Origin of the sequence: Flavobacterium alkalisoli (assembly GCF_008000935.1) — a bacterium.
GTDB lineage: Bacteria > Bacteroidota > Bacteroidia > Flavobacteriales > Flavobacteriaceae > Flavobacterium > Flavobacterium alkalisoli.
On sequence record NZ_CP042831.1, the window covers coordinates 3,332,213 to 3,355,033 of the forward strand.

The window sequence follows — 22,821 nt, forward strand, 5'->3', positions numbered from 1 at the left end:
AATTTTTATACTTATGGTCAAATATACCAAAAGATATTATTTTTCAAAATAATAAAAATAAAAACCCCTTCAAAGCAATTAACCTGAAGGGGTTTACCAACTTAACCAAACCTAATTAGCTTATGAAGAATAAGCCCTATAGTTTATTTTTATTTCCAGCCACCACCTAACGCTTTGTAGATATTAACTACTGCAGTTAGTTGTTGTTTTCTGGTTTCTATCAGTTCAAATTTAGATTCAAGAGCATCACGTTGGGTTAATAAAACCTCCATGTAATCTGCCCTAGCCGATTTAAATAAATCATTTGAGATATTAATCGATTCAGTTAGTGCATCAACCTGTTGCGATCTTAAATCATAACTCTTTTCAAGATTTTTAATTTTAGAAAGCTGGTTAGCAACTTCAATGTAACCGTTTAATATGGTACGTTCATAATCATAAACAGCCTGTAACTGTCTTGAGTTGGCACTGTAATACTCAGCCTTAATAGCATTTCTGTTAATTAAAGGAGCTGTCAGGTCTCCTGCAAGTGAGTATAACAGCGATTGAGGTGTCTTGATTAAGTAAGACGGATTAAATGCCTGATAACCTATACCTGCTGTAATACCAAGTGAAGGATAGAATTTAGCCTTAGCAACTTTTACATCCAGTTTAGATGCCGCAAGCTCAAACTCTGCCTGTTTAATATCAGGACGATTTGCTAGTAACTGAGAAGGAATACCTGACTGAACAGTTGTAGGTAATATACTGCCGAAAGTAGTGTGATCTCTTTCCACATGCTGAGGGAACCTACCTGCCAGATAATTGATCCTGTTTTCTGTCTCAACAATACTCTGCTGAATGTCGTACTGAAGACTCCTTGTTTTTAAAACTTCAGCCTCAAACTTACGCACGGCAAGTTCTGTAGTACGTGCAGCCTGTTTCTGTAGCTTTACAATCTCAAGCGCATTGCTTTGTATCTCAATATTCTGGTTTACAATCTCAAGCTGATTATCAAGGGCTAGTAATTCATAATAAGAGTTAGCTATCTCAGCAATAAGGTTAGTAACCATAAAGTTTTTACCTTCTACTGTAGACAGGTACCTGCTTATTGCCGCTTTTTTAGCATTATGCAGTTTACCCCAAATATCTATTTCCCAGCTTGCATAAGCACCTACCATAAAATCCGGTAGCGGATCAGGAAATTCCTTGCCCGGTTTAATTTCGGTATTGGCATCGTTAGCACCCTGACTGGTATATCTACCTACTTTTTCTACACCGGCTCCACCCTTAAGGCCAACAAAAGGTAAGTACTCCCCTTTTCTTGCCCTAATCTCGTTTTTGGCAATCTCTATTTCCTGAAGCGTAATGTTAAGCTCCTGGTTGTTTTTAAGTGCCGTATCAATCAATGTGTCAAGATAAGGGTCGGTAAAATATTCCTTCCACGTTAATGTTGCCACATTTACAGTATCCTGCAAAGCATTTTCATAATTCGCAGGTACTGTAGTGTTTTCTGTTCTTTGAACCAAAGCAGGTGTCTTACAACCGGTAAAGCTTAATACAATTAAGGCTACCCCTGCATATTTATACATTCTTATTTTAGACATATTACTCAGTTTCATCGGTTTCATCTGTGTTTTGGAATTTATCTATCTGATGAACAAATTCTTCTGATAAAGAACTGTCTTCCTCATATTTAATCAGTTTTCTGCCATCAGCCAGCGAGCCGAAAATAAAGTACAGTCCAGGCACTATAATTACACCGAAGATAGTACCGAATAACATACCTCCAAGTGCTGCCGAACCCAGTGTCCTGTTACCTATCGCCCCTGCTCCTGTAGCAATCATTAACGGGATAAGCCCCGCGATAAATGCAAATGATGTCATAAGGATGGGTCTGAAACGTACTTTAGCCCCTTCAATCGCTGCATCATACAGCGTGAAGCCCTCATGCCGCTTCTGTACCGCAAACTCAACGATAAGTACGGCATTCTTACCGAGCAGACCCACAAGCATGATTAGACCAATTTGTGCATAAATGTTGTTTTCAAGTCCCATTATCTTAAGTAGCAGGAATGAACCGAAAATACCAACAGGTAATGAGAATACTACCGCTAACGGAATAATGAAACTTTCATACTGTGCAGCAAGTACAAAGTATACGAATGCCAATACAATAAGGAAAATGTAAATAGATTCGTTACCTCTGTTTGCCTCATCAAAAGAAAGACCTTCCCAAGCTATATCATATCCTTTAGGTAATGTTTCTTTAGCAACCTCTCTCACTGCCTGAATAGCGTCTGCTGTTGTATAACCTTTTGCAGGAAGACCCTGTATAGCTGCTGAGTTATACATGTTATAACGTGTAATCTCGTTAGGCCCCTGTGTTTTCTTAAGCTTCATGAAAGCTGAATAAGGAACCATCTCGCCATGGTCGTTTTTAATGAACAGGTTAAGAACATCTGATGGTAATCTTCTGTATTTAGGGTCTGACTGAACATATACTTTAAAGAAACGTCCGAATTTAATAAACCCTTGCTCATAGGTACTACCGATAAGTATATCCAGGTTCTCCATTGCTTTACCAATAGAAACACCTTTCTGCATTGCCAAATCGTTGTCTACTACAAGCTCATACTGAGGATAGTTTGCAGCAAAGAAAGTAAACAGACCTGTTAACTCTTTACGCTTACCTAAATTCTCAAGGAACTGTTTGTTTATCTTATCAAAATCCTGATAATCAGTCGTAGTATTTTTATCCAATAAACGCATAGAGAAACCTCCTGAAGAACCAAATCCCGGAATGGCCGGCGGTTCAAAGAACTCTATCTTGGCACCTAAACCTTTAGATTTCTCTTCAAGCTCTTCCATTATCTCGGTAACTGTATGCTCCCTTTCAGACCATTCCTTAAGGTTGATAAGACATGTACCTGCGTTAGATCCCCTACCCTCGGTCATAATCTCATAACCTGCAAGAGATGATACTGATTCTACTCCGTCTATATCCTCACAAATTTTCTGTAATCTTTGTGATACCTGGTTTGTTGTTTCCAGTGTAGATCCCGGAGGAGTTTGGATAATCGCATAAATAGTACCCTGGTCTTCACTTGGAATAAATCCTGAAGGAAGTATCTTGTTTACATAGAATGTACCTGCACAAAACGCAATTAGTATGATGAACGTAAGCAATCTTCTGTTAACCATTCTTTTAAGTATGGCAACATATTTACCTGTCATTTTATCAAAGCCTCTGTTAAAGCTGTCAAGCGATTTGGTAAGAATATTTTTCTTATGAGGATGTGCATGGTGGTTTTTAAGTAACATAGCACACAATACCGGTGTAAGCGTAAGGGCGATTAGTGCCGAAATTACAATGGAACTTGCCATGGTAATAGAGAACTGCCTGTAGAATGTACCTAACGGACCAGACATGAATGAAATAGGTACAAATACCGATACCATTACCGCAGTAATTGCTATTACCGCACCACTAATTTCACCCAATACCTTTTTAACAGCATTATATGGCGAAATGTTAGGGAACTCATCAAACTTGGCGTGTACCGCCTCTACAACCACAATTGCGTCATCCACAACGATACCAATTGCCAGTACGAGTGCAAATAACGTTACAAGGTTTATCGAAATTCCGAAGAACTGGATAACAAAGAACGCCCCCACGAGCGATACCGGTACCGCTAATATCGGGATAAGCGTAGATCGCCAGTCACCCAGAAACACAAATACCACAAGTGCAACTAATATAAACGCATCCCTTAAGGTATGGATAACCTGTTCCATAGACGCATCAAGGAACTTAGAAACGTCATAACTGATTTTATAGTCAAGTCCCGGAGGGAAACTTTGCTTAAGCTCTTCAAGCTTTTCCTTAACGCTTTTAATTACGTCGTTGGCATTACTACCATAGTTCTGTTTTAGTACGATAGATGCCGAAGGATGTCCGTCAAGGTTTGAGTAAATATCAAAGAACTCACTACCCAGCTCTGCCCTACCTATATCTTTAAGGCGAATGGCCTCACCTTCTGCATTGGCACGGATAATTATATTATTGTATTCTTCCGGTTCACTATACCTACCCTTATAGGTCAATACATATTCTAAGGACTGAGCCTGTATACCCGAACTCTGACCTATACGTCCGGGACGACCAACAATACTCTGTTCGCCCAAAGCTTCCATAACCTCATCTACGGAAACATTGTAAGCTCTCATACGATCCGGATTTAACCAAATACGCATCGCATAAGTTCTACTACCTAATATTTGTGATCTCGCAACCCCCTTTATCCTGTTAATTTCAGGAAGCATTTTAACGTTGGCATAGTTGTACAGGAACTTTTCGTCCATGTTTTTGCCCGTTGCATACAGGTTAACGTACATCAACATACTAGGCTGGATAGGCGTAATAACTACCCCTTCACGCTGTACCAGTTCCGGCAAAAGCGGCATTACCTGGTCTACCCGGGTTTTTACCCGGATAACAGCCTGATTGGGATCGGTTCCCGGTTCAAAAATAATTCTCAAAGTAGCTTCACCGGCACTGGTAGCATCCGTTGCCATATAACGCATGTCCTGAACACCATTAATAGCATTCTCAAGCGTAATAAGGGTTGATTTAACCAAAACGTCTGCACTCGAACCCGGGTAAGCAATAAAGATATTTACTGTTGTAGGCGCAATATCCGGAAATTGCGAAGTAGGCAATTGTTTAATTGCCAGAGTACCCATAAACACAATCATAATCGAAATTACAATCGCAAATACAGGTCTGTGTATGAATTTGCTAAACATTTTTTCTTCTTTTTAAGTTATCCGATTAGATTATTCTGCATAAAGCTCTAAATGCGACATAACCTGCTTAGGATCCTGAAGTTTATATTCAATTTTCTCATTTTCCTTAACAAGACGTAAACCTTCAAGAAGAATTTTATCATCTGTAGATAAACCGTCTTTAATTACAAATAAGTGTGGCAGCTCCGCTTCAATTGTAATCTCTCTCGATTTTATCTTGTGATCTTTATCAATTACATAAACATATTTTTTGTCAAGTACCTCAAAAGTTGCCTTTTGTGGTATAAGCATAGCATTTTTAATAGGTATAGATACAAGTATGTTACCTGTTTCGCCATGTCTTAATAATCTGTCCGGATTAGGGAAAGTAGCCCTGAATGGAATGTTACCTGTTTCATTGTCAAAATCTGCTTCAATAGTTTCAACAACACCTCCGTGACCAAACTTTTTGTTGTTAGCCATTATAAGGTCTACATTAATCTTTTTGTTATCCTTGGTTTCTGCTTTGTACTCAAGATACTCTGCTTCAGGTACGTTATAGTAAACCCACATCTTACTGTTGTCAGAAAGGTTTGTTAGCAGTTCTCCTTCTTCTATAAGGCTACCCAGCCTTACGTGAAAACGATCTACAATACCATCAAAAGGAGCTCTTATTTCAGTAAACTGAAGGTGAACTTTAGCCAATGAAAGCTCTGCGTTTGCCTTATCCAGTTTTGCTTTTGCCATAGCAAGCTCATTAGGAGCTACAACATTTCTGTCAGCCAGGCTTTTAGTATTCTGGTATTCAATTTCTGCAAATTTTGCCTCTGCTTCTGCTTTTTTCATTTCAGCTTCATACAGTTTAGGCATGATTTGAAACATTAGCTGTCCTTTTTTAACAGCCTGTCCTTCATCTACATAAATTTTTTCAAGATAACCTCTCTCCTGCGCTCTTAGCTCAATGTGCTGTATTGAGTGTATTTGGCACACATACTCCTTAGTAAGAGTTGTGTCCATTTTTACCGGATTGGTAACAAGAAACTCAGTTTCTTTCTCTTTTTCTTCTTTTTCAGTTTTACAGCTTGTAAAAAATGCAAATGCACACAAGCTCATAATCATGAGGATTCTCTTCATAATAACTTAGCGTTTTAAAAACAATATGATTTTTCTTGATAAATTTTTTAGAAAGTGCGTATATCAGATACACTTTGCATATTCAAAACCAAAAGGCTTTGTAAATGCTTATACAGTAATAATAAACTGTGAGGAAATAAGGGAATACAAGTATTACCCTAAAAGAAAATAAATCAAATTCTGATTACCCTGAATACGATAAATTTTCTACAAGATGAGAAATAGGAAAACAGCCCATCAGGCGACGAGTGTTTTTTAATAAATAAGAAAAAGAATCCCAATATTTGGGCATAAAGTACCGCAGTAAAAAAGTTACTTGCCTCTAAGTACTTTTTAAAAGAGAATGATTCATCTTCCTCTACCTCGTTATCTGTAGCATATAAATCTTCGTTAGATTTAAGCTCGTGGGCAGAAGGAGATTTGATTGTTGTAATATCATCACTCTGGAAATTTACTAAGGAAGCATATTCCGAGTTTTGAACTGAAAGTTTCTCTGAAGAATGTGCCAGGTTACTATGGTAAGCATTTGGGTATAGTTTCCCATATCCTATAAGGATAACGCTTATTAATAGAAAAAACCTGATTAGAAACTTCTTCATTTGGGCGCAAACTTACATAAAGTTAGTTATATTGACAAACTGTTCCATATTAATTATCAGTCCGTAACATTAAAGTAACAAAGTCATAAACAGAACAGTACTCCCTATATTAAACAAAACCATATTTTCTAGGTTATAAAAAAGTAAGTATTTAAATTCTTTATGCCTGTAGACAAAAATAATGCCAATACATAAAAGTGAAGATTAAGATTTTTTTAATCTTATATAGCCTTAAGTCCTTTAAAATCTTTAATGATAATTTTTTTGCCCGAAAGCTCAATAAGCCCGCTTTTGTTGAATTCAGATAAAAGCCTGATACAGCTCTCGGTAGCAGTACCTACCATACCGGCAATTTCTTCGCGGGACAATTTTACGTGAAGGCTTTTATCCTCATTAGTACCAAAGGTATCGTGCAGATATAAAAGTGTTTCTGCAAGCCTTTGCCTAACCGATTTTTGAGCCATGTTTACCAAATGGTCATCGGCTTCTTTAAGGTCTCCGCAAATGGATTTCATAACATTCATAGAAAACTGATTGTTATGATTAAAAAAGGATACAATTTCGCTTTTAGGTACAAAACAAACCTCCATGTCTTCCAGTGCAACAGCACTAAGGTTTACAGGTTCGTCGCTTATCATAGAACGCTGACCCAGAAGTTCGCCTTTAGAAACCAGCTTAACAATCTGTTCGTTTCCGTTTGCACTTAGCTTAGTGAGTTTACAAACACCGTCTTTTACACAAAAAATGCCATTTACATTTTCGCCTTCGGTAAAAATAGGTTCGCCTTTTTTAATAATGTAAGACGTCTTGCAGTTAGCCATCCTGAGTAGTTCATCTTTATTCAACGCCTTTAAGGAGCTGAATTCACGCACTATACACTGTTCACATTTACTCATAGGGCACTTTTAAAATTGGACACACAAATGTACATATTGTATGACAATTATCATATTTTATTTTTTAAGTGTGCATCAATTTTGTATCAGGTAAATGAGCAGATTATGAACACGCAAAATTGTTATCATTGCGGGTTAGGTTATACAGATAAAGAAGAGATCGTTTTTGACGATAAATCCTTTTGCTGTAATGGCTGTAAAACCGTATATGAGATTTTTACCCTTAACGGGCTTACAGATTATTATTCTTTTGAAAAAACACCGGGAGCTACTCCTAAAGACATTAACGGTAAATATGATTTTCTTGATAATGAGGAAATCGTTTATCGCCTTTTAGAGTTTCACGAACAGGAAACACATATTGTTTCCTTATATATTCCGCACATTCATTGCAGTTCCTGTATCTGGATATTGGAGAACCTCAACAAAATCAATATAGGTGTTAGCAGTTCTCAGGTAAATTTCAACAACAAAAAAGTACGCATTGTTTTCAATCCTGAAAAAACAACACTAAAGGAAATAGTACACCTGCTGTGTAAAATTGGCTATGAGCCTTACATAAGCCTGGACAATTATGAGCAGAAAAAGAAAAAGGTAAATCGTGAACTGGTTTATAAGCTGGGAGTAGCATTTTTTTGCTTCGGCAATGTTATGCTGCTTTCATTTCCTGAGTATTTTGAAATGGAAGAGTACTGGCTGGACAATTACAAGAGCTTTTTCCGATGGCTTATTTTTGGTCTTTCCCTACCCTCTTTCCTGTATGCTGCAAGCGGGTATTATTCATCCGCATGGAAAAGCCTTAAAACCGGAATGCTCAATATTGATGTGCCTATAGCATTAGGTATTATTGTAATGTTCGTGAGAAGTACTGTTGATATCATATTCGGCTATGGACAGGGATTTTTTGACAGCCTTACCGGACTGGTATTCTTTATGCTTCTAGGCCGATTCTTTCAACAGAAAACATACAATTTCCTTTCGTTTGAAAGAGACTTTAAATCCTACTTCCCCATTGCGGTTACTAAAATACTTCCGGACCGTAGTGAAGTTTCGGTACCTGTTTATGATGTTGCTGCGGGCGACAGGCTTCTTATACGTAATCAGGAACTTATACCTGTAGATGGTATTCTTATAAGTGATACTACTGCCATAGACTACAGCTTTGTAACCGGAGAAGCCGACCCGATTACCAAAAAATCGGGAGACAAGCTTTTCGCAGGAGGTAAACAAACAGGTAAGATAATTGAAATGGAAGTATTGAGTTCCGTTTCCCAAAGTTATCTTACCCAACTATGGAGTAACGATATATTCACCAAAAAAGACAGGCAGGATTATAAAACAATTACCGATACCATAAGCCGGTTCTTTACTCCCTTATTATTAATTACTGCATTGGCATCACTTTTATACTGGCTTTTTATAGATGTAACCACCGCTTTTAATGTATTTACTGCCGTACTTATTGTGGCATGCCCTTGTGCACTGGCATTAAGTGCACCATTTACGCTGGGAAATATTTTAAGGATTATGGGAAACAAAAAGCTCTATCTCAAAAATGCCACTGTAGTAGAACAGATGGCTAAGGTAGACACCATAGTTTTTGATAAAACAGGCACCATAACCACCAGTAAGAAATCGGATATTTTTTATGAAGGCAACGGGCTTACTGAAGAAGAAATCCTTATGGTGAAAAATATCCTAAGGGGGTCTAACCATCCTTTAAGCAGGAGGTTATATGATTTTCTCCCGAATGCAGCTATTATATTGGTTGATAATTTTGATGAAATTACGGGCAAAGGCATTAAAGGTCATATCAACGATAATTTAATAAGAATAGGATCGGTTGATTTTGTGGGTGTTTCTAAAGCACAAACCTTACAAACTGCGGTACACATAAGTATCAATAAAGTTTATAAGGGTAAATATGTTTTTGCAAACAGTTATAGAAATGGCCTTAAACCTCTTCTTGAAAACCTGAGCAAACGATATGAACTTAAAATACTTTCGGGAGATAACGAAGGCGAACGCGAAACACTAAAACAATTGGTACCTCCGGGAACATTATGTGTATTCAATCAAAAACCAGAACAAAAACTGGCCTTTATAGAAAGTCTGCAAAAAGAAGGAAAAAATGTAATGATGATAGGCGACGGCCTGAATGACGCTGGAGCACTGGCACAAAGCAATGTGGGGATATCAATATCAGAAGATATTAATGTGTTCTCCCCTGCCTGCGATGGTATACTCGATGCTTCTAAGTTTGAAAGTATTGATTATTTCCTCAAACTATCTACAAATGCGGTCAAGACTATCAAAATGAGTTTTGGTATTTCCCTGCTCTACAATGCCTTTGGATTATCGGCTGCCATAGCCGGAAAACTTACTCCGCTAACAGCCGCTATTGTCATGCCTTTAAGCACTATTACCATTATGAGTTTTGTAACTGTTATGAGTAATTATTATGCCCGAAAAAAAGCCTGAAAATTTAATCAAAAAACCATGTATGCATGATAAATATCATGTTTTATCACGCGGTGCAACAGTAGTTTTGTTAACATAAAACCAATAAGTATGAGCGTCATTTATTTACTAATCTCCATCAGTATCGTTGTGGCCATACTGTTTTGCGTAGCCTTTATAAGGGCAGTAAAAACAGGCCAATATGACGATGACTACACCCCGTCTGTAAGAATGCTTTTTGACGATGAGTTAAAGAAAAAAGAAAACAAACACAATAACACAATTTAATATGGAAGTGCAGCAATTTTATTACGATAATAAAATAGTTAAAAAATTCCTCTATGCCACCATCTTATTTGGGGTTGTAGGAATGCTTGTAGGCTTGCTGATAGCCTCTATGTACATGTTTCCCGGTTTAACCGAAGGTATTTCATGGCTAAGCTACGGCCGATTAAGGCCATTACACACCAATGCCGTGATTTTTGCCTTTGTGGGTAATGCCACTTTTGCAGGGGTTTACTACTCAATGCAAAGGCTACTTAAGACCCGCATGTACAGCGATTTTTTAAGTAATGTAAATTTTTGGGGATGGCAGCTTATTATTGTTGCCGCAGCCATATCACTTCCGTTAGGATATACCACATCTAAAGAATATGCCGAACTGGAATGGCCTATAGATATAGCTATCGCTATTGTTTGGGTTGTTTTTGGTATTAATATGATAGGTACCATTTTAAGGAGAAGGGAACGCCACCTATATGTAGCCATATGGTTTTACCTTGCAACCTTTGTAACGGTTGCCGTTCTTCACATCTTTAACAGCCTTGAACTTCCGGTAAACGGAATGAAAAGTTACTCTGTTTATGCCGGTGTACAGGATGCCTTAGTGCAATGGTGGTACGGGCACAATGCCGTGGCATTTTTCCTAACAACACCTTTCCTTGGGTTAATGTATTATTATCTGCCTAAGGCGGCAAACAGGCCGGTATATTCATACAGGCTGTCTATTATCCACTTCTGGTCGTTAATATTTATCTATATATGGGCCGGGCCGCACCACCTGTTATACTCTGCACTACCTGATTGGGCTCAAAACCTGGGTGTGGTATTCTCTGTAATGCTTATCGCTCCGTCATGGGGAGGTATGATAAACGGTTTGCTTACACTAAGGGGTGCATGGGATAAAGTACGTACAGATCCTGTTTTAAAATTCTTTGTGGTTGCAATTACCGGATATGGTATGGCAACGTTTGAAGGGCCAATGCTATCACTTAAAAACGTAAATGCTATTGCCCACTTTAGCGACTGGATTGTAGCACACGTACACGTAGGCGCGCTGGCATGGAACGGTTTCCTAACCTTTGGTATGATCTACTGGTTAATACCAAGAATGACAAAAACATCTCTTTACTCTGTTAAGCTTGCCAACTTCCACTTCTGGATAGGTACACTGGGCATCATATTATATGCCTTACCAATGTATGTTGCAGGTTTTGTACAGGCTTCTATGTGGAAACAGTTTAACCCTGACGGTACTCTTAAATACGGTAACTTCCTTGAAACTGTAAAACAAATTATGCCAATGTACTGGATGAGGGCTATAGGCGGTACCTTATTCGTAATAGGTCTTTTAGTACTGGTATACAACATTATAATGACAATTCGCCAGGGTAAAGCCGTTGAAGACGAACTGGCAGAAGCTCCTGAACTGGAAAGAATTACAGGACGAAGAATGAAAGGTGAGAAATTCCACCCTTGGTTGGAAAGAAAACCTATACAGCTTACCATACTTGCTACTATTGCAATACTTATAGGTGGTATTATACAAATTGTACCTACCATAATGGTAAAATCTAACATACCAACCATATCTACGGTTAAACCATATACTCCCTTAGAGCTTGAAGGCCGTGACCTGTACATTAGGGAAGGATGTGTAAACTGTCACTCTCAAATGATACGTCCGTTCAGATCAGAAGTAGAACGCTATGGCGAATACTCTAAATCTGGAGAATATGTATACGATCACCCGTTCCTGTGGGGTTCTAAGCGTACCGGGCCAGACCTTATGCGTATAGGTGGAAAATACAGCGACAACTGGCATTTTAATCACATGTGGGATCCTCAAAGTACATCGGCAGGTTCTATAATGCCATCCTACAAATGGCTGTTTGACAATAAGAAAATGAACCGTAGCGAGACTGAGAAAAAAATGCAGGTAATGGTAAAACTGGGTGTTCCTTATACGGATGAAGATATTGCCAATGCACAGCAGTCTATGGATGCACAGGCAGCAAAAATTGAAGAGAATTTACATATAGACCCTGACTTTGTAAAAAGCTATGAAGCAAGCAAAAAAACAGCTCTGGCAAACGGTGAAGAGTTTACCCCAATGAAAGACCGGGAAATTACAGCACTAATAGCCTACCTGCAACGCCTTGGAACCGATATTAAAATTAAACCGGCTACGGCCGATAACTCAAAACAATAAGCCATGCTAAAGTTTATAAAACACAATATGGAGAGCATCTCAGGAATTGAGGTCTATCCTATACTATCGCTGCTTATTTTCTTCATCTTCTTTGTAGTACTGTATACCTGGGTATATACCTACAAGAAAGAAAAGATAACCGAGATGAGTAACCTGCCGTTCTCAGACAACGATAACGATAACCAATAGTTGAACATAAACTTATCACTATGAAAAAATTTATACCGGTATATGTTAGGGTTCCTGTAATTTTTGCACTGGTTTTCATGGCTCTGGAATACTTTATAGATTCAGGAGACAGGCCTGCCTTCCTAAAATACCCAGAAGTATCAATATTCCTGTTTTTCTTCCTGTTCCTTCAGGTAGCAATAGAAATAACCATTAGTGCCATAGACAGGGTTACTTACAGCATCCTTACCGAAGAACAGAAGAAAAAACTGGCTGAAGCCGATGCCATAGAGTTTAAAGACACCAAGCTTTACAAAAAGATAAAAAGCTGGTTTGTAAAAGTTAAACCTATTGAAGAAGAAGGTGAAATATTACTTCATCATGATTATGACGGTATTAAAGAGCTTGATAATGTGTTACCACCGTGGTGGATAAACCTTTTCTATGTAACTATACTGTTTGGGTTGGTTTACCTTGTAAAGTACCACATTCTTGATGGCCCTGACCAGAAAAAGGAATTTGAGATTGAAATGGAAGAAGCCCGCATAGCGGTTGAGGAATATAACAAGCTTGCTAAAGACCGTATTGATGCCAACAACGTAACTCTTTTAACAGAAGTATCTGATTTGGCAGAAGGTAAAAAGATTTTTGAGACCAACTGTGTAGCCTGCCACAGGGCAGATGCCGGAGGTGCTATTGGCCCTAACCTTACCGACGAGTACTGGGTTTTAGGAGGAGGTATTAAAAATGTATTTCACACCATTACCGAAGGCGGACGTGACGGTAAAGGCATGGTGGCTTGGAAAGGTACTCTTAAACCTTCAGAAATTCAGTTGGTAGCCAGTTATGTATTGTCTTTGCAGGGAACCAATCCTGTAGACCCTAAAGCTCCCGATGGAGAAATATGGAAAGACGAGGCCAAAACCGATGGCGATAGCGATAAGCCAAATGAAGAAGATACGCAGCAAACAACAGAAGAAACCCCCGAAGTAGCCGCTAAATAAAGCCAAATACCATGAGCAATATACAGGAAGAAGAGTTTAGGGACAGGATAGCAACCATAAATGAAGAAGGTAAAAGGTCTTGGATATATCCTAAGAAACCTTCGGGAAAACTATACAGGTACCGCAAATTAGTCAGTTACTTTTTACTTCTCTTCCTGTTTAGTGCTCCCTTTGTAAAAATAAACGGCAACCAGTTCCTTATGTTCAATGTGCTGGAACGCAGGTTCAACATATTTGGTTTCCCTTTCTGGCCACAGGATTTCCACCTGTTTGTAATCTCCATGATTATAGGGGTAATATTCGTTGCACTGTTTACTGTTGCCTTCGGTAGGCTGTTTTGTGGCTGGGTTTGCCCGCAAACCATATTTATGGAAATGGTTTTCCGCAGGATAGAATACTGGATTGAAGGTGACAGGAATGCCCAGATTAAACTGGATAAGCAAAAATGGGATACCGAAAAAATAAGAAAAAAAGCTCTCAAATGGTTCATCTTTTTTATCATATCATTCCTTATAGCCAATGTGTTTCTCGCATACCTATCAGGAAGTGATAAACTCATACAAATGGTAACCGACGGGCCCGGACAGCATGTAAGTACACTTATAGCCCTGCTGATATTTACTGCAGTATTCTACTTTATCTATATCTGGTTTAGAGAACAGGTTTGTATTATAGCCTGTCCGTACGGAAGGCTTCAGGGAGTACTGCTGGATAACAAATCGATAATTGTAGCCTACGATCATAAAAGAGGTGAAAGAGAAAACGGGCGCGGTAAAATAGTTAAGAACGAAGACAGGGCGATATCCGGAAAAGGAGATTGTATAGACTGCAAGCTTTGTGTACATGTTTGCCCTACCGGTATAGACATAAGAAACGGAACGCAGCTGGAATGCATTAACTGTACTGCCTGTATAGATGAATGTAATACTGTAATGGAAAGGGTCGGTTTTCCTAAAGACCTGATACGTTATGCCAGTGAAGACGAAATAACCAAAAAGGAAAAGTTTGTTTTTACTGCCAGAATGAAAGGCTACACTGCCGTACTGCTAATCCTTATAGGAATATTTACAGGTATGCTGTTCTTAAGAAATGATGTGGAAGCCACAGTACTAAGGTTACCCGGGCAATTGTACGAGCACAAAGGAGAAAACATAAGCAATGTATATACCTACAAAATCGTGAACAAAACCACTAAAGACTTTAATGATGTTTACTTTAAGCTAAAAACACCTAAAGGGGAAGTTAAAGTGGTAGGAAAGCCTCATTTTAAAGTACCTAAGGCAGGTATTGCACAGGGAACATTGTTTGTGGAAATTAATGAGGCATTGCTTAAAGGCGACAAAACAAAGATACTGCTTGAGGTTTATGACGGTGACCGACTTATTGAAACCGAATCAAGCAACTTTTTAGGTCCTAGGACTTTTAATTAAAAACTAATGATTATGAAATTTAACTGGGGAACAGGAATTGTAATCGCATTTGCCCTTTTTATGAGCTTTATACTGTTTTTTGTATTCAAAGTACAATCAGACAGTAAATATGACAACGAACTGGTTGTAGAAGATTACTACAAACAGGAAAGAATATTGCAGGACAAGCTTAACAGAGAAGAAAATGCTATTAGCCTGCACCATCAACTAACAATTAACAGCACACAAAAAGGAATAGAAATAGAATTTCCAGAGGATTTTGATGCTTCAAAAATAAAAGGAAAAGTGTTCCTGTACAGGCCGTCTAACCAAAGGCTCGATATTGAACAACCAATAACAATATCGGCTTCTCATCTGCTCATACCTAAAAGTGATTTGGTAGACGGCCGCTGGAACATTACTGTTGACTGGGAATATCAGGGTATAGGTTACCTCAACAGTAAGGAGATTACGGTTTATTAAAAATTAAAAAGATAAGAGTATGCTATATTCAGCACTTTTATTAGGATTAATATCAAGCCTGCACTGCATGGGCATGTGCGGGCCTATTGCCATGATGCTGCCGGTAGACCGCACCAATGAAACAAAAAAAACCATACAGATCCTTTTGTATCATATCGGCAGGCTTATAGCTTATGGTTCACTGGGAATTATATTCGGGTTGTTAGGCAGGGGGCTTTACCTGGCCGGAATGCAGCAAAACGTTGCCATAGCCTCCGGTATTATTATGATTACCATAATAGCAATACCGGAAAAGAAATTTGCCAAATATAATTTCTCTAAACCTATCTATAAAGTAATAAGTAGTGTAAAAAGTGGTCTTGGAGCCCAGTTCAGGAAAAAAAGCAATGAGGCTATTTTTATAACCGGGCTTCTTAATGGCTTTTTACCCTGTGCATTGGTTTACGCTGCCCTTTTTGGTGCTATTGCCATGCAAAATGCCCTTTTGGGAGGATTATACATGGTTCTTTACGGTATAGGAACCATCCCTATGATGAGCGCTGTGGTATATGTTAGCAATATGCTTACTTCACCCTTAAGGAATAAGCTTAACAGCTTTATACCTTATGCCGTAGCCATTATAGGGGCTTTCTTTATCCTAAGGGGATTAGGGCTAGGTATTCCTTACCTTTCACCCGAAACCAACTCTCTTTTTGTTCAGGGAATACCACACTGCAAGTAACTAAACATAAACAACTGCGAAAAGCCCCTGAAAATTTCAGGGGCTTTTCTTTTGGAAGGTTAGGTTGGTAAGGGTGATTTAAACAACCATTGAAAACAATTTAGTTTCCGGTGCTTTTCGCTTAAGCCTTAAATCAAAGGCCTTACATATATTCCTTACATAGGTTTTTCCTTCTTCGGTAACTCTTATACTGCTTTTGCCAAACTCCAGTAAACCATCATTTTCCATTTCTTTAAGGCTCAATAAGGTTTCAGGTAATTCAGGAAAATATAATGGACTGTCTTCCCATGAAGTTTCAAAACTGCACATAAGATTCAGTATATGTCTTCTTATAACAAGATCTTCATCGGTAAGCAAATGCCCTCTAAAAACAGGTAATTCATTACTCTCTATTCGTTTATAATAGTCCTCAAGTACTTTTTCGTTTTGGGCAAAGGCATACCAGCTGTCACTTATGGAAGACACCCCCAACCCTATCATTAACTGTGTTTTAGAAGCACTGTACCCCATAAAGTTGCGGTGTAGTTTTCCTTCTTTAAAGGCGGTATACATTGCATCACTTTTAAGGGCAAAATGATCCATCCCTATTTCATAATAATCATTCTCCCCAAGCAGTATTTTACCTATCTCATAAAGCTTTCTTTTTTCATCATCCTGAGGCAGGTTCTTTTCATCATAGCCGCGCTGTCCGTTACCTTTTATCCAGGGCACGTGTGCATAGCTGTAAAAAGAAATCCTGTCAGGGTTAAGAGCTTTGGTTTTCTCAATAGTATCAACAATGGTTTCTACTTTCTGGTATGGCAGCCCAAAAACCAAATCATGGCTTATGGAAGTATAGCCTATCTCTTTTGCCCAAAAAGTCACTTTTGCCACATTTTGAAAAGGCTGCATCCTGTGTATTGCTTTTTGTACCGTTTCATCATAATCCTGTACGCCAAAGCTTACCCTCCTGAACCCTAGATCATATAGCTTTTGCAGGTGCTCCCTTGTAGTATTATTAGGATGCCCTTCAAAACTGAATTCATAACCGGGAGCCTTCTCTGCCCTGTCAAAAATTCCGTTTATAAGTATTTCAAGGTTTTCCGGACTAAAAAAAGTGGGTGTTCCCCCTCCTAAGTGCAGCTCCTTTATCCTTGGTTTTTCAGGAAGGATATCACAATACATATTCCATTCGTTCAACACTGCGGTAATATAGGTTGTTTCAACCTCATGCCTGCGGGTTACCCTTTTGTTGCATCCGCAAAACGTACACATGCTCTCACAAAACGGCAGGTGAATGTATAAGCTTATTCCTTCGGTAGCGTTACTTTCATCAAATGCCTGTAAAAAACTCTGTTTCCATACATCGGTAGTAAAGCCGCCGTTATCCCAGTATGGTACTGTAGGATAACTGGTATAGCGTGGACCGGGCACATTATATTTTTGCAGTATATTATTTTCCATGATTAGTGATTTTATGAGTGATAAGCCAAAATTAGGACAGCCATACACCCTAAAAAATGATAATTGTCAGCTTATAAAAAAGTAATGAACCAGCGTTAGCACCTCGCCTATGCAAAACAGCATTGCTTACTATGAAGCCTTATTGAAAAACGGCGTGTATGGCGAAATGCTTTTATATCCTCATGGCGAACATGGGTTTGGACTAAACAATAAATCTATTGATGATAAATGGATTGATAATCTTAAAAACTGGATGAAAACCATGAAGTTTTTATAAGATGACTTTTGTCATTTGTTATTAAAGCCGTACATATTAATTTTAGCTAACTTTATACAATAACACATTTATATGAAGGTAGTTAAAAATTCAGGCCATATTGTAGATTTTGACAGGAACAAGCTAAAGCGTTCCCTTGAAAAATCCGGTGCCGATACTGCAACCGTAAAGAACGTCCTGAATAAAATTGAAAAAAGCCTGTATCACGGTATAAGTACCAAACAAATTTATAAACAGGCTTTTTCTCTTTTAAAGAAAGAAGCTAATGCCCATGCCGCAAGATATAACCTGCGTTCAGCTTTGCGACAGTTAGGCCCTGCCGGCTTCTTTTTTGAAAAGTTTATTTCCCGTTTATACAGCTTTGAAGGTTTTGAAACAAAAACCAACCTTACCCTTAAAGGTAAATGTGTCTCTCATGAAATAGATATATGCCTTAAAAAAGACAACACTATAGCTATCGTAGAATGTAAATTCCATAGCAATCAAAACACACATTCTGATGTAAAGGTGCCTATGTATATCCTGTCAAGATACAATGATGTAAAGGCAGTAACACAACCTGTTTTTAGTGATGCAGATACTGTAAACAAGTGTATTATTGTAACTAATAATCGATTTACTACAGATGCCGTAACCTTTGCCAACTGCTCAGGATTGGAACTATTGAGCTGGAATTACCCTCCCGAAGACAACATCAAAACCAAAATAGACGATAACTTTCTTTTTCCTGTAACCTGCCTTACAACGTTAAGCATGGCAGAAAAAGAGAAACTGCTTATACTGGATATTATATTGGTTAATGAACTAATTAATAATTCCGATTCACTTGAAAAACTGGGCATAAGCAGTAATAGGGTGAAAAATATTTTAAAGGAAGCCTCAGAACTTTGTAATTACCTATAGCATGAAAATAAAATTTATAGGCGGTGCAGGCACCGTTACCGGATCTAAAACCCTTGTAGAAACTAACGGAATAAGAATACTTATAGATTGCGGACTGTTTCAGGGACTGAAAGCACTACGGGAGCTTAACTGGCAACCTTTGCCTGTTTTGCCTTCCACTATAGATTATGTTTTGCTTACACACGGTCATCTTGATCATTGCGGTTGGTTACCAAGACTTGTAGAACAGGGATTTAAAGGAAAGATATTCTGTACAAGACCAACAAAGGAAATAGCAAAGCTCATATTACTGGATAGTGCAAAAATTCAGGAAGAAGAAGCTGCAAAAGCAAACAGGGAACATTACTCAAAACATAAAGAGGCACAGCCACTTTACACCGTTACACAGGCTGAAAAAGTATTCCCTTTGTTCAGGGTTATAAAACCCAACGAAGATGTAAGCCTGGATGCAGAAATCTCTGCAGTATTTACAAATGCAGGACATATTATAGGAGCCTGTAGCATTGCCCTTGAAGCAGAAGGTAAAACCCTTGTTTTCTCGGGCGATATAGGCCGTGATGACGATGTGCTTATGTATCCGCCTGTAAAACCAAAAAAAGCAGATTATATCTTTCTTGAGAGTACTTACGGTAAAAGGCTACACGCTGATACAGATGTAAAACTGGAACTCGAAGTTTTTATAAACAATGCCATAGCTAAAGGCGGAACAGTATTAATACCTGGGTTTGCTGTAGAAAGGGCACAATCTATAATGTTTATACTATGGCAGCTTAAAAAAGAAGGAAGAATTCCTGATGTGCCTTATATTCTGGATACACCCATGGGTGCCAATGTACTTAACATTTTTACAGAAAATACCGAATGGCACAAACTTACCACTTATGAATGTAATGAAATGATACGAATGTTCTCTATAGTATCACGATTTGAAGATACCCTAGCGGTTATAGAAAATCCTAAGCCTAAAGTAGTGATTGCAGCAAGTGGTATGGCTACCGGAGGAAGGCTTCTTACTTATTTTGAGCACTGCATTGGCAAGCCCGAAACCACGGTTATTTTTACAGGATATCAGGCAGAAGGCACCAGAGGCAGAAAGCTTTTAGAAGGCGATAAAGAAATTAAGATTTACGGACGATATTATTCTGTAAAAGCCAACATACTTGAAATACAGGGACTTTCGGCACATGGTGACCAACAAGATCTTTTAAACTGGCTTTCAGATCTGCAAAACAAACCGCAAAAGGTATTTTTGGTTCATGGTGAAAATGAACCTGCCGATGAAATGCGTATTAAAATTACCGAACACTACGGTTTTGATTGCTGTGTTCCGTTAATGGGAACTGAAATAGAGATCTAAATCAGTTTATATGCTGCCTGATGCTCCTTACTATTTCATCCTTAGGCAGCACTCCTGATTGCCTCCATAACATTTTACCGTTTTGGAAAAGCATGATTGTTGGTACTCCCTTAACCTGAAATTGAGGGTTCATCATCAGTTGCCTGTTCTTGTCGACATCAATTTTGATGATAGTGATATCGTCTCCCATATCCTCTTTTACCTCTTTAAGTATAGGTGCCAGCATTTGGCATGGCCCGCACCATGTAGCAAAAAAATCTACCAGTACAGGTTTATCTCCGTTTATAAGTTGATTAAATTTATCCATTGGTTTTCATTAGGGTTCATAAAAGCGTAATCTGTTCCTTAGCTGAGCTATTTCGCCCTGCATATCTCTCATTTTTTGAAGCAGATGCAAAACGGCATCCAGTCCTTCGGTATTAATATTAAGTTCATTATGCAGCCTTATAATTCTTTCAGCTTCACTTACCTGGCTAACAGGCAAAAAGTCTTCTTTCTCAACACTAATAATTTCTATTAGATTATACTCCCGCAATGAGCTGATAAAAGAAACCTCTATGTGATGATACTCACAAAATATCTTTACCGGTATATATTCCCTGCTATCCATATCTTATTGTTTAGAAAGGTTAGACAATTCTGTAAATAATTCTTTTTGCTTCTCTGTAAGGTCGGTAGGTATCTTAACCGTATAGGTTATATATAAATCGCCAAAGTTACCCTCCTTCTTATATATAGGAAAGCCTTTTCCTTTTACCCTTACCTTTGTACCGTTTTGAGTTCCGGGTGCTACCTTAAGTTTAATTTTTCCGTCCATAGTGTCAAACATAAATTCGCCACCAAGAACTGCCATATAAAGATCTATTTCCTTTTCGGCATATAAATCATCTCCCAGTCTTTTAAACTTATCAGAGTTCACTACAGAAAAAGTAATATATAAATCGCCATTAGGTCCGCCGTTTGCACCCTGGCCTCCCTGTCCTGAAAGTTTTATAACCTGACCGTCAGCAACACCTGCGGGCACAGTTATTCTCAGGCTCTTACCGTTAACCGTAAAAGTTTGTTTGTGCGTTGTATAAGCCTGATCAAGGGCTAAGGTAAGTTCGGCATTGTAGTCCTGCCCTTTAAAGCGGGCCTGCCTGCCACGGCTACTGCGGTTAAATCCGCCGCCGCCAAACATGGATTCAAAAAAATCGGAGAAATCCCCTCCTTCAAATTCATGACCTGTAAAACCCTGAGAAGTGGATTGACGCTGATGAGACTGCCTGTATTTTTCATACTCCTCACCATGCTCCCAGTCCTTACCGTACTTGTCATATTTTTTCCTTTTCTCAGGATCACTAAGCACTTCATTGGCCTCGTTAAGCTGCTGAAATTTTTTGTGAGCCTCTTTGTCATCCGGATTTAAATCGGGGTGTAGTTTTCGGGCCAGTTTTCTGTAGGCCTTTTTTATATCATCGGTAGTTGCCGTTTTATCAACTCCCAATACTTTATAATAATCTATAAACTCCATAAAACATTGGTTTGCAGTATAAATTTACAGCTTATATCTTACTTTATCAAGTAGGAAAAATAAGATTTAGCATTTTTTAACCTTATACTGCAAACCGGTCTTTTTCTTATGGAATATGATTATAAATTTTCCAGCTTAAATATAGATTTTTGATTGTACTTCTCCCCTTTCCTTAGGGTTGCTGAAGGGAAATTACTCCTGTTTGGTGCATCCGGAAAGTTTTGGGTTTCAAAACAAATACCGCTAAGGGTATTATAATCGGCTCCTTCTTTACCTTTAAGTTTACCAAAACAGTTTCCTCCCACGTAAATATGTACCGAAGGCTGGTTAGTATGTACCGTCATTTTAAGCCCCGATTTTTTGCTGCTTAAAACTGCTGCGGGTTTATCAGTATCATTAAGTACAAAAGAAGTATCTATAACCCCAGGACAAGGTGCAGATTCCTTAAAATCAAAGCCTTTTAGTGTTGCCTCTATAAAATTCCCTGTTGGTATATTTAATTGGTCGGTCTCAACAATAGAATCTGTAAAAAGCTGTAAATCCTGATCTGCAACATTGCTTTTATGCCCTTCCAGATTAAAGTAACTGTGCTGTGTAAGATTGATTATAGTATCCTTATCAGTAGTCGCCTCATACTCCACAACTATTTCATTACCCTCAGTTAAGGTATATTTAACCTCAATAGTAAGTGCTCCGGGAAAGTTTTCTTCACCGTCAGGACTTACATACTTTAGTTTGATGTACGGATTCTCTCCGGTTTCAATTGCCCTTACCTCCCAAAACGCACGGCCAAACCCTAAATTTCCGCCATGAAGATGGTGCTCCCCTAAATTGGTATTAAGGGTATACTCTGTTCCGTTTAAGCTGAATTTTCCGTTCTTGATACGTCCGGCATACCTTCCCATAATTGCTCCAAAATAAGGAGATGAAGGAAGACTGTAAGAATCAATATACCCTTCAAGGGTGTCAAACCCTAATACAATATCATAAACTTCTCCTTTTGAGTTGGGTACATTTAGTGAGGTTATGGTAGCTCCGTAATTAATTACCGTAAGGCTTATTCCGTGGGTATTTGCTATGGTATAGCTGTTAACCTGCTTACCGTTTGGCAATACGCCGAAAGGCTTTGCAACATTGTTGAAAGCGGTACTGTTATTATCCATTAAACTGATGCGGTTATAAATAAAAAAACA

General features: G+C 38.4%; 21 protein-coding genes. 11 read left to right on the forward strand and 10 right to left on the reverse strand.

The window, feature by feature from the left end; all coding sequences use genetic code 11:
* Positions 1 to 149 precede the first annotated feature (149 nt).
* From FUA48_RS15005 to FUA48_RS15025, 5 genes are all read right to left on the reverse strand, one after another.
* A complete protein-coding gene (locus tag FUA48_RS15005) occupies positions 150 to 1,601 on the reverse strand; it encodes a TolC family protein (RefSeq protein ID WP_240732486.1) in 1,452 nt (483 codons plus the stop codon).
* A complete protein-coding gene (locus FUA48_RS15010) occupies positions 1,588 to 4,791 on the reverse strand; it encodes an efflux RND transporter permease subunit (protein ID WP_147584286.1) in 3,204 nt (1,067 codons plus the stop codon). Before FUA48_RS15010 ends, FUA48_RS15005 begins: the two co-directional genes overlap by 14 nt.
* Before the next feature lie 30 nt (positions 4,792 to 4,821).
* Positions 4,822 to 5,904 (reverse strand): efflux RND transporter periplasmic adaptor subunit, encoded by a 1,083-nt coding sequence (locus FUA48_RS15015; RefSeq protein ID WP_147584287.1) that lies wholly within the window; start codon positions 5,902 to 5,904, stop codon positions 4,822 to 4,824.
* 173 nt (positions 5,905 to 6,077) lie between these two features.
* A complete protein-coding gene (locus FUA48_RS15020) occupies positions 6,078 to 6,503 on the reverse strand; it encodes a hypothetical protein (RefSeq protein WP_147584288.1) in 426 nt (141 codons plus the stop codon).
* A 221-nt stretch (positions 6,504 to 6,724) separates the two neighbouring features.
* Entirely contained in the window at positions 6,725 to 7,399 is a 675-nt protein-coding gene (locus FUA48_RS15025) for a Crp/Fnr family transcriptional regulator (protein ID WP_147584289.1), read from the reverse strand.
* 105 nt (positions 7,400 to 7,504) lie between these two features.
* Between FUA48_RS15025 and FUA48_RS15030 the strand changes: the two genes are divergently transcribed.
* The 8 genes from FUA48_RS15030 to FUA48_RS15065 all read left to right on the forward strand — a co-directional run bounded on the left by FUA48_RS15030 (position 7,505) and on the right by FUA48_RS15065 (position 16,135).
* On the forward strand, positions 7,505 to 9,880 hold the full coding sequence (locus tag FUA48_RS15030) for a heavy metal translocating P-type ATPase (RefSeq protein WP_147584290.1): 2,376 nt from the start codon (positions 7,505 to 7,507) through the stop codon (positions 9,878 to 9,880).
* A 90-nt stretch (positions 9,881 to 9,970) separates the two neighbouring features.
* A complete protein-coding gene (gene ccoS, locus FUA48_RS15035) occupies positions 9,971 to 10,147 on the forward strand; it encodes a cbb3-type cytochrome oxidase assembly protein CcoS (RefSeq protein ID WP_147584291.1) in 177 nt (58 codons plus the stop codon).
* Position 10,148: 1 nt separating this feature from the next.
* Entirely contained in the window at positions 10,149 to 12,350 is a 2,202-nt protein-coding gene (ccoN, locus tag FUA48_RS15040) for a cytochrome-c oxidase, cbb3-type subunit I (protein WP_147584292.1), read from the forward strand.
* Between the two features lie 3 nt (positions 12,351 to 12,353).
* Positions 12,354 to 12,539: a CcoQ/FixQ family Cbb3-type cytochrome c oxidase assembly chaperone gene (locus FUA48_RS15045; protein ID WP_129751198.1), complete on the forward strand. Its 186-nt coding sequence runs from the start codon at positions 12,354 to 12,356 to the stop codon at positions 12,537 to 12,539.
* Positions 12,540 to 12,559: 20 nt separating this feature from the next.
* On the forward strand, positions 12,560 to 13,522 hold the full coding sequence (locus FUA48_RS15050) for a cbb3-type cytochrome c oxidase N-terminal domain-containing protein (RefSeq protein WP_147584293.1): 963 nt from the start codon (positions 12,560 to 12,562) through the stop codon (positions 13,520 to 13,522).
* A gap of 11 nt (positions 13,523 to 13,533) precedes the next feature.
* On the forward strand, positions 13,534 to 14,952 hold the full coding sequence (gene ccoG, locus FUA48_RS15055; RefSeq protein WP_147584294.1) for a cytochrome c oxidase accessory protein CcoG: 1,419 nt from the start codon (positions 13,534 to 13,536) through the stop codon (positions 14,950 to 14,952).
* 12 nt (positions 14,953 to 14,964) lie between these two features.
* Entirely contained in the window at positions 14,965 to 15,414 is a 450-nt protein-coding gene (locus tag FUA48_RS15060) for a FixH family protein (protein ID WP_147584295.1), read from the forward strand.
* Between the two features lie 19 nt (positions 15,415 to 15,433).
* Positions 15,434 to 16,135 carry a sulfite exporter TauE/SafE family protein gene (locus FUA48_RS15065; protein WP_147584296.1) on the forward strand — a complete coding sequence of 234 codons (702 nt, stop codon included), beginning with the start codon at positions 15,434 to 15,436 and terminating at the stop codon, positions 16,133 to 16,135.
* 78 nt (positions 16,136 to 16,213) lie between these two features.
* On the opposite strand, the gene hemN is transcribed toward FUA48_RS15065, so the two are convergent.
* Positions 16,214 to 17,578 (reverse strand): oxygen-independent coproporphyrinogen III oxidase, encoded by a 1,365-nt coding sequence (hemN, locus tag FUA48_RS15070; RefSeq protein WP_147584297.1) that lies wholly within the window; start codon positions 17,576 to 17,578, stop codon positions 16,214 to 16,216.
* 109 nt (positions 17,579 to 17,687) lie between these two features.
* Here hemN and FUA48_RS15075 point away from each other — a divergent pair, with 109 nt between their 5' ends.
* From FUA48_RS15075 to FUA48_RS15085, 3 genes are all read left to right on the forward strand, one after another.
* Positions 17,688 to 17,855 carry an alpha/beta hydrolase family protein gene (locus FUA48_RS15075; protein ID WP_205729414.1) on the forward strand — a complete coding sequence of 56 codons (168 nt, stop codon included), beginning with the start codon at positions 17,688 to 17,690 and terminating at the stop codon, positions 17,853 to 17,855.
* A gap of 72 nt (positions 17,856 to 17,927) precedes the next feature.
* Positions 17,928 to 18,758, forward strand: coding sequence for an ATP cone domain-containing protein (locus FUA48_RS15080; RefSeq protein ID WP_147584298.1), 831 nt, complete (start codon positions 17,928 to 17,930; stop codon positions 18,756 to 18,758).
* 1 nt (position 18,759) lies between these two features.
* A complete protein-coding gene (locus FUA48_RS15085; RefSeq protein WP_147584299.1) occupies positions 18,760 to 20,115 on the forward strand; it encodes an MBL fold metallo-hydrolase in 1,356 nt (451 codons plus the stop codon).
* 1 nt (position 20,116) lies between these two features.
* On the opposite strand, the gene trxA is transcribed toward FUA48_RS15085, so the two are convergent.
* From trxA to FUA48_RS15105, 4 genes are all read right to left on the reverse strand, one after another.
* Positions 20,117 to 20,422: a thioredoxin gene (trxA, locus tag FUA48_RS15090; RefSeq protein WP_129751190.1), complete on the reverse strand. Its 306-nt coding sequence runs from the start codon at positions 20,420 to 20,422 to the stop codon at positions 20,117 to 20,119.
* Positions 20,423 to 20,431: 9 nt separating this feature from the next.
* A complete protein-coding gene (locus FUA48_RS15095) occupies positions 20,432 to 20,725 on the reverse strand; it encodes a chaperone modulator CbpM (RefSeq protein ID WP_147584300.1) in 294 nt (97 codons plus the stop codon).
* A 3-nt stretch (positions 20,726 to 20,728) separates the two neighbouring features.
* On the reverse strand, positions 20,729 to 21,628 hold the full coding sequence (locus FUA48_RS15100; RefSeq protein WP_147584301.1) for a DnaJ C-terminal domain-containing protein: 900 nt from the start codon (positions 21,626 to 21,628) through the stop codon (positions 20,729 to 20,731).
* 119 nt (positions 21,629 to 21,747) lie between these two features.
* Positions 21,748 to 22,791, reverse strand: coding sequence for an aldose epimerase family protein (locus FUA48_RS15105; RefSeq protein ID WP_147584302.1), 1,044 nt, complete (start codon positions 22,789 to 22,791; stop codon positions 21,748 to 21,750).
* Positions 22,792 to 22,821 lie beyond the last annotated feature (30 nt).

What these genes read in the sequence shown, in the direction of transcription:
- FUA48_RS15005 (WP_240732486.1), bottom strand. Translation starts at nt 1,601, where the DNA reads ATGAAACTGAGTAATATGTCTAAAATAAGAATGTATAAATATGCAGGG.
- FUA48_RS15010 (WP_147584286.1), bottom strand. Translation starts at nt 4,791, where the DNA reads ATGTTTAGCAAATTCATACACAGACCTGTATTTGCGATTGTAATTTCG.
- FUA48_RS15015 (WP_147584287.1), bottom strand. Translation starts at nt 5,904, where the DNA reads ATGAAGAGAATCCTCATGATTATGAGCTTGTGTGCATTTGCATTTTTT.
- FUA48_RS15020 (WP_147584288.1), bottom strand. Translation starts at nt 6,503, where the DNA reads ATGAAGAAGTTTCTAATCAGGTTTTTTCTATTAATAAGCGTTATCCTT.
- FUA48_RS15025 (WP_147584289.1), bottom strand. Translation starts at nt 7,399, where the DNA reads ATGAGTAAATGTGAACAGTGTATAGTGCGTGAATTCAGCTCCTTAAAG.
- FUA48_RS15030 (WP_147584290.1), top strand. Translation starts at nt 7,505, where the DNA reads ATGAACACGCAAAATTGTTATCATTGCGGGTTAGGTTATACAGATAAA.
- ccoS (WP_147584291.1), top strand. Translation starts at nt 9,971, where the DNA reads ATGAGCGTCATTTATTTACTAATCTCCATCAGTATCGTTGTGGCCATA.
- ccoN (WP_147584292.1), top strand. Translation starts at nt 10,149, where the DNA reads ATGGAAGTGCAGCAATTTTATTACGATAATAAAATAGTTAAAAAATTC.
- FUA48_RS15045 (WP_129751198.1), top strand. Translation starts at nt 12,354, where the DNA reads ATGCTAAAGTTTATAAAACACAATATGGAGAGCATCTCAGGAATTGAG.
- FUA48_RS15050 (WP_147584293.1), top strand. Translation starts at nt 12,560, where the DNA reads ATGAAAAAATTTATACCGGTATATGTTAGGGTTCCTGTAATTTTTGCA.
- ccoG (WP_147584294.1), top strand. Translation starts at nt 13,534, where the DNA reads ATGAGCAATATACAGGAAGAAGAGTTTAGGGACAGGATAGCAACCATA.
- FUA48_RS15060 (WP_147584295.1), top strand. Translation starts at nt 14,965, where the DNA reads ATGAAATTTAACTGGGGAACAGGAATTGTAATCGCATTTGCCCTTTTT.
- FUA48_RS15065 (WP_147584296.1), top strand. Translation starts at nt 15,434, where the DNA reads ATGCTATATTCAGCACTTTTATTAGGATTAATATCAAGCCTGCACTGC.
- hemN (WP_147584297.1), bottom strand. Translation starts at nt 17,578, where the DNA reads ATGGAAAATAATATACTGCAAAAATATAATGTGCCCGGTCCACGCTAT.
- FUA48_RS15075 (WP_205729414.1), top strand. Translation starts at nt 17,688, where the DNA reads ATGCAAAACAGCATTGCTTACTATGAAGCCTTATTGAAAAACGGCGTG.
- FUA48_RS15080 (WP_147584298.1), top strand. Translation starts at nt 17,928, where the DNA reads ATGAAGGTAGTTAAAAATTCAGGCCATATTGTAGATTTTGACAGGAAC.
- FUA48_RS15085 (WP_147584299.1), top strand. Translation starts at nt 18,760, where the DNA reads ATGAAAATAAAATTTATAGGCGGTGCAGGCACCGTTACCGGATCTAAA.
- trxA (WP_129751190.1), bottom strand. Translation starts at nt 20,422, where the DNA reads ATGGATAAATTTAATCAACTTATAAACGGAGATAAACCTGTACTGGTA.
- FUA48_RS15095 (WP_147584300.1), bottom strand. Translation starts at nt 20,725, where the DNA reads ATGGATAGCAGGGAATATATACCGGTAAAGATATTTTGTGAGTATCAT.
- FUA48_RS15100 (WP_147584301.1), bottom strand. Translation starts at nt 21,628, where the DNA reads ATGGAGTTTATAGATTATTATAAAGTATTGGGAGTTGATAAAACGGCA.
- FUA48_RS15105 (WP_147584302.1), bottom strand. Translation starts at nt 22,791, where the DNA reads ATGGATAATAACAGTACCGCTTTCAACAATGTTGCAAAGCCTTTCGGC.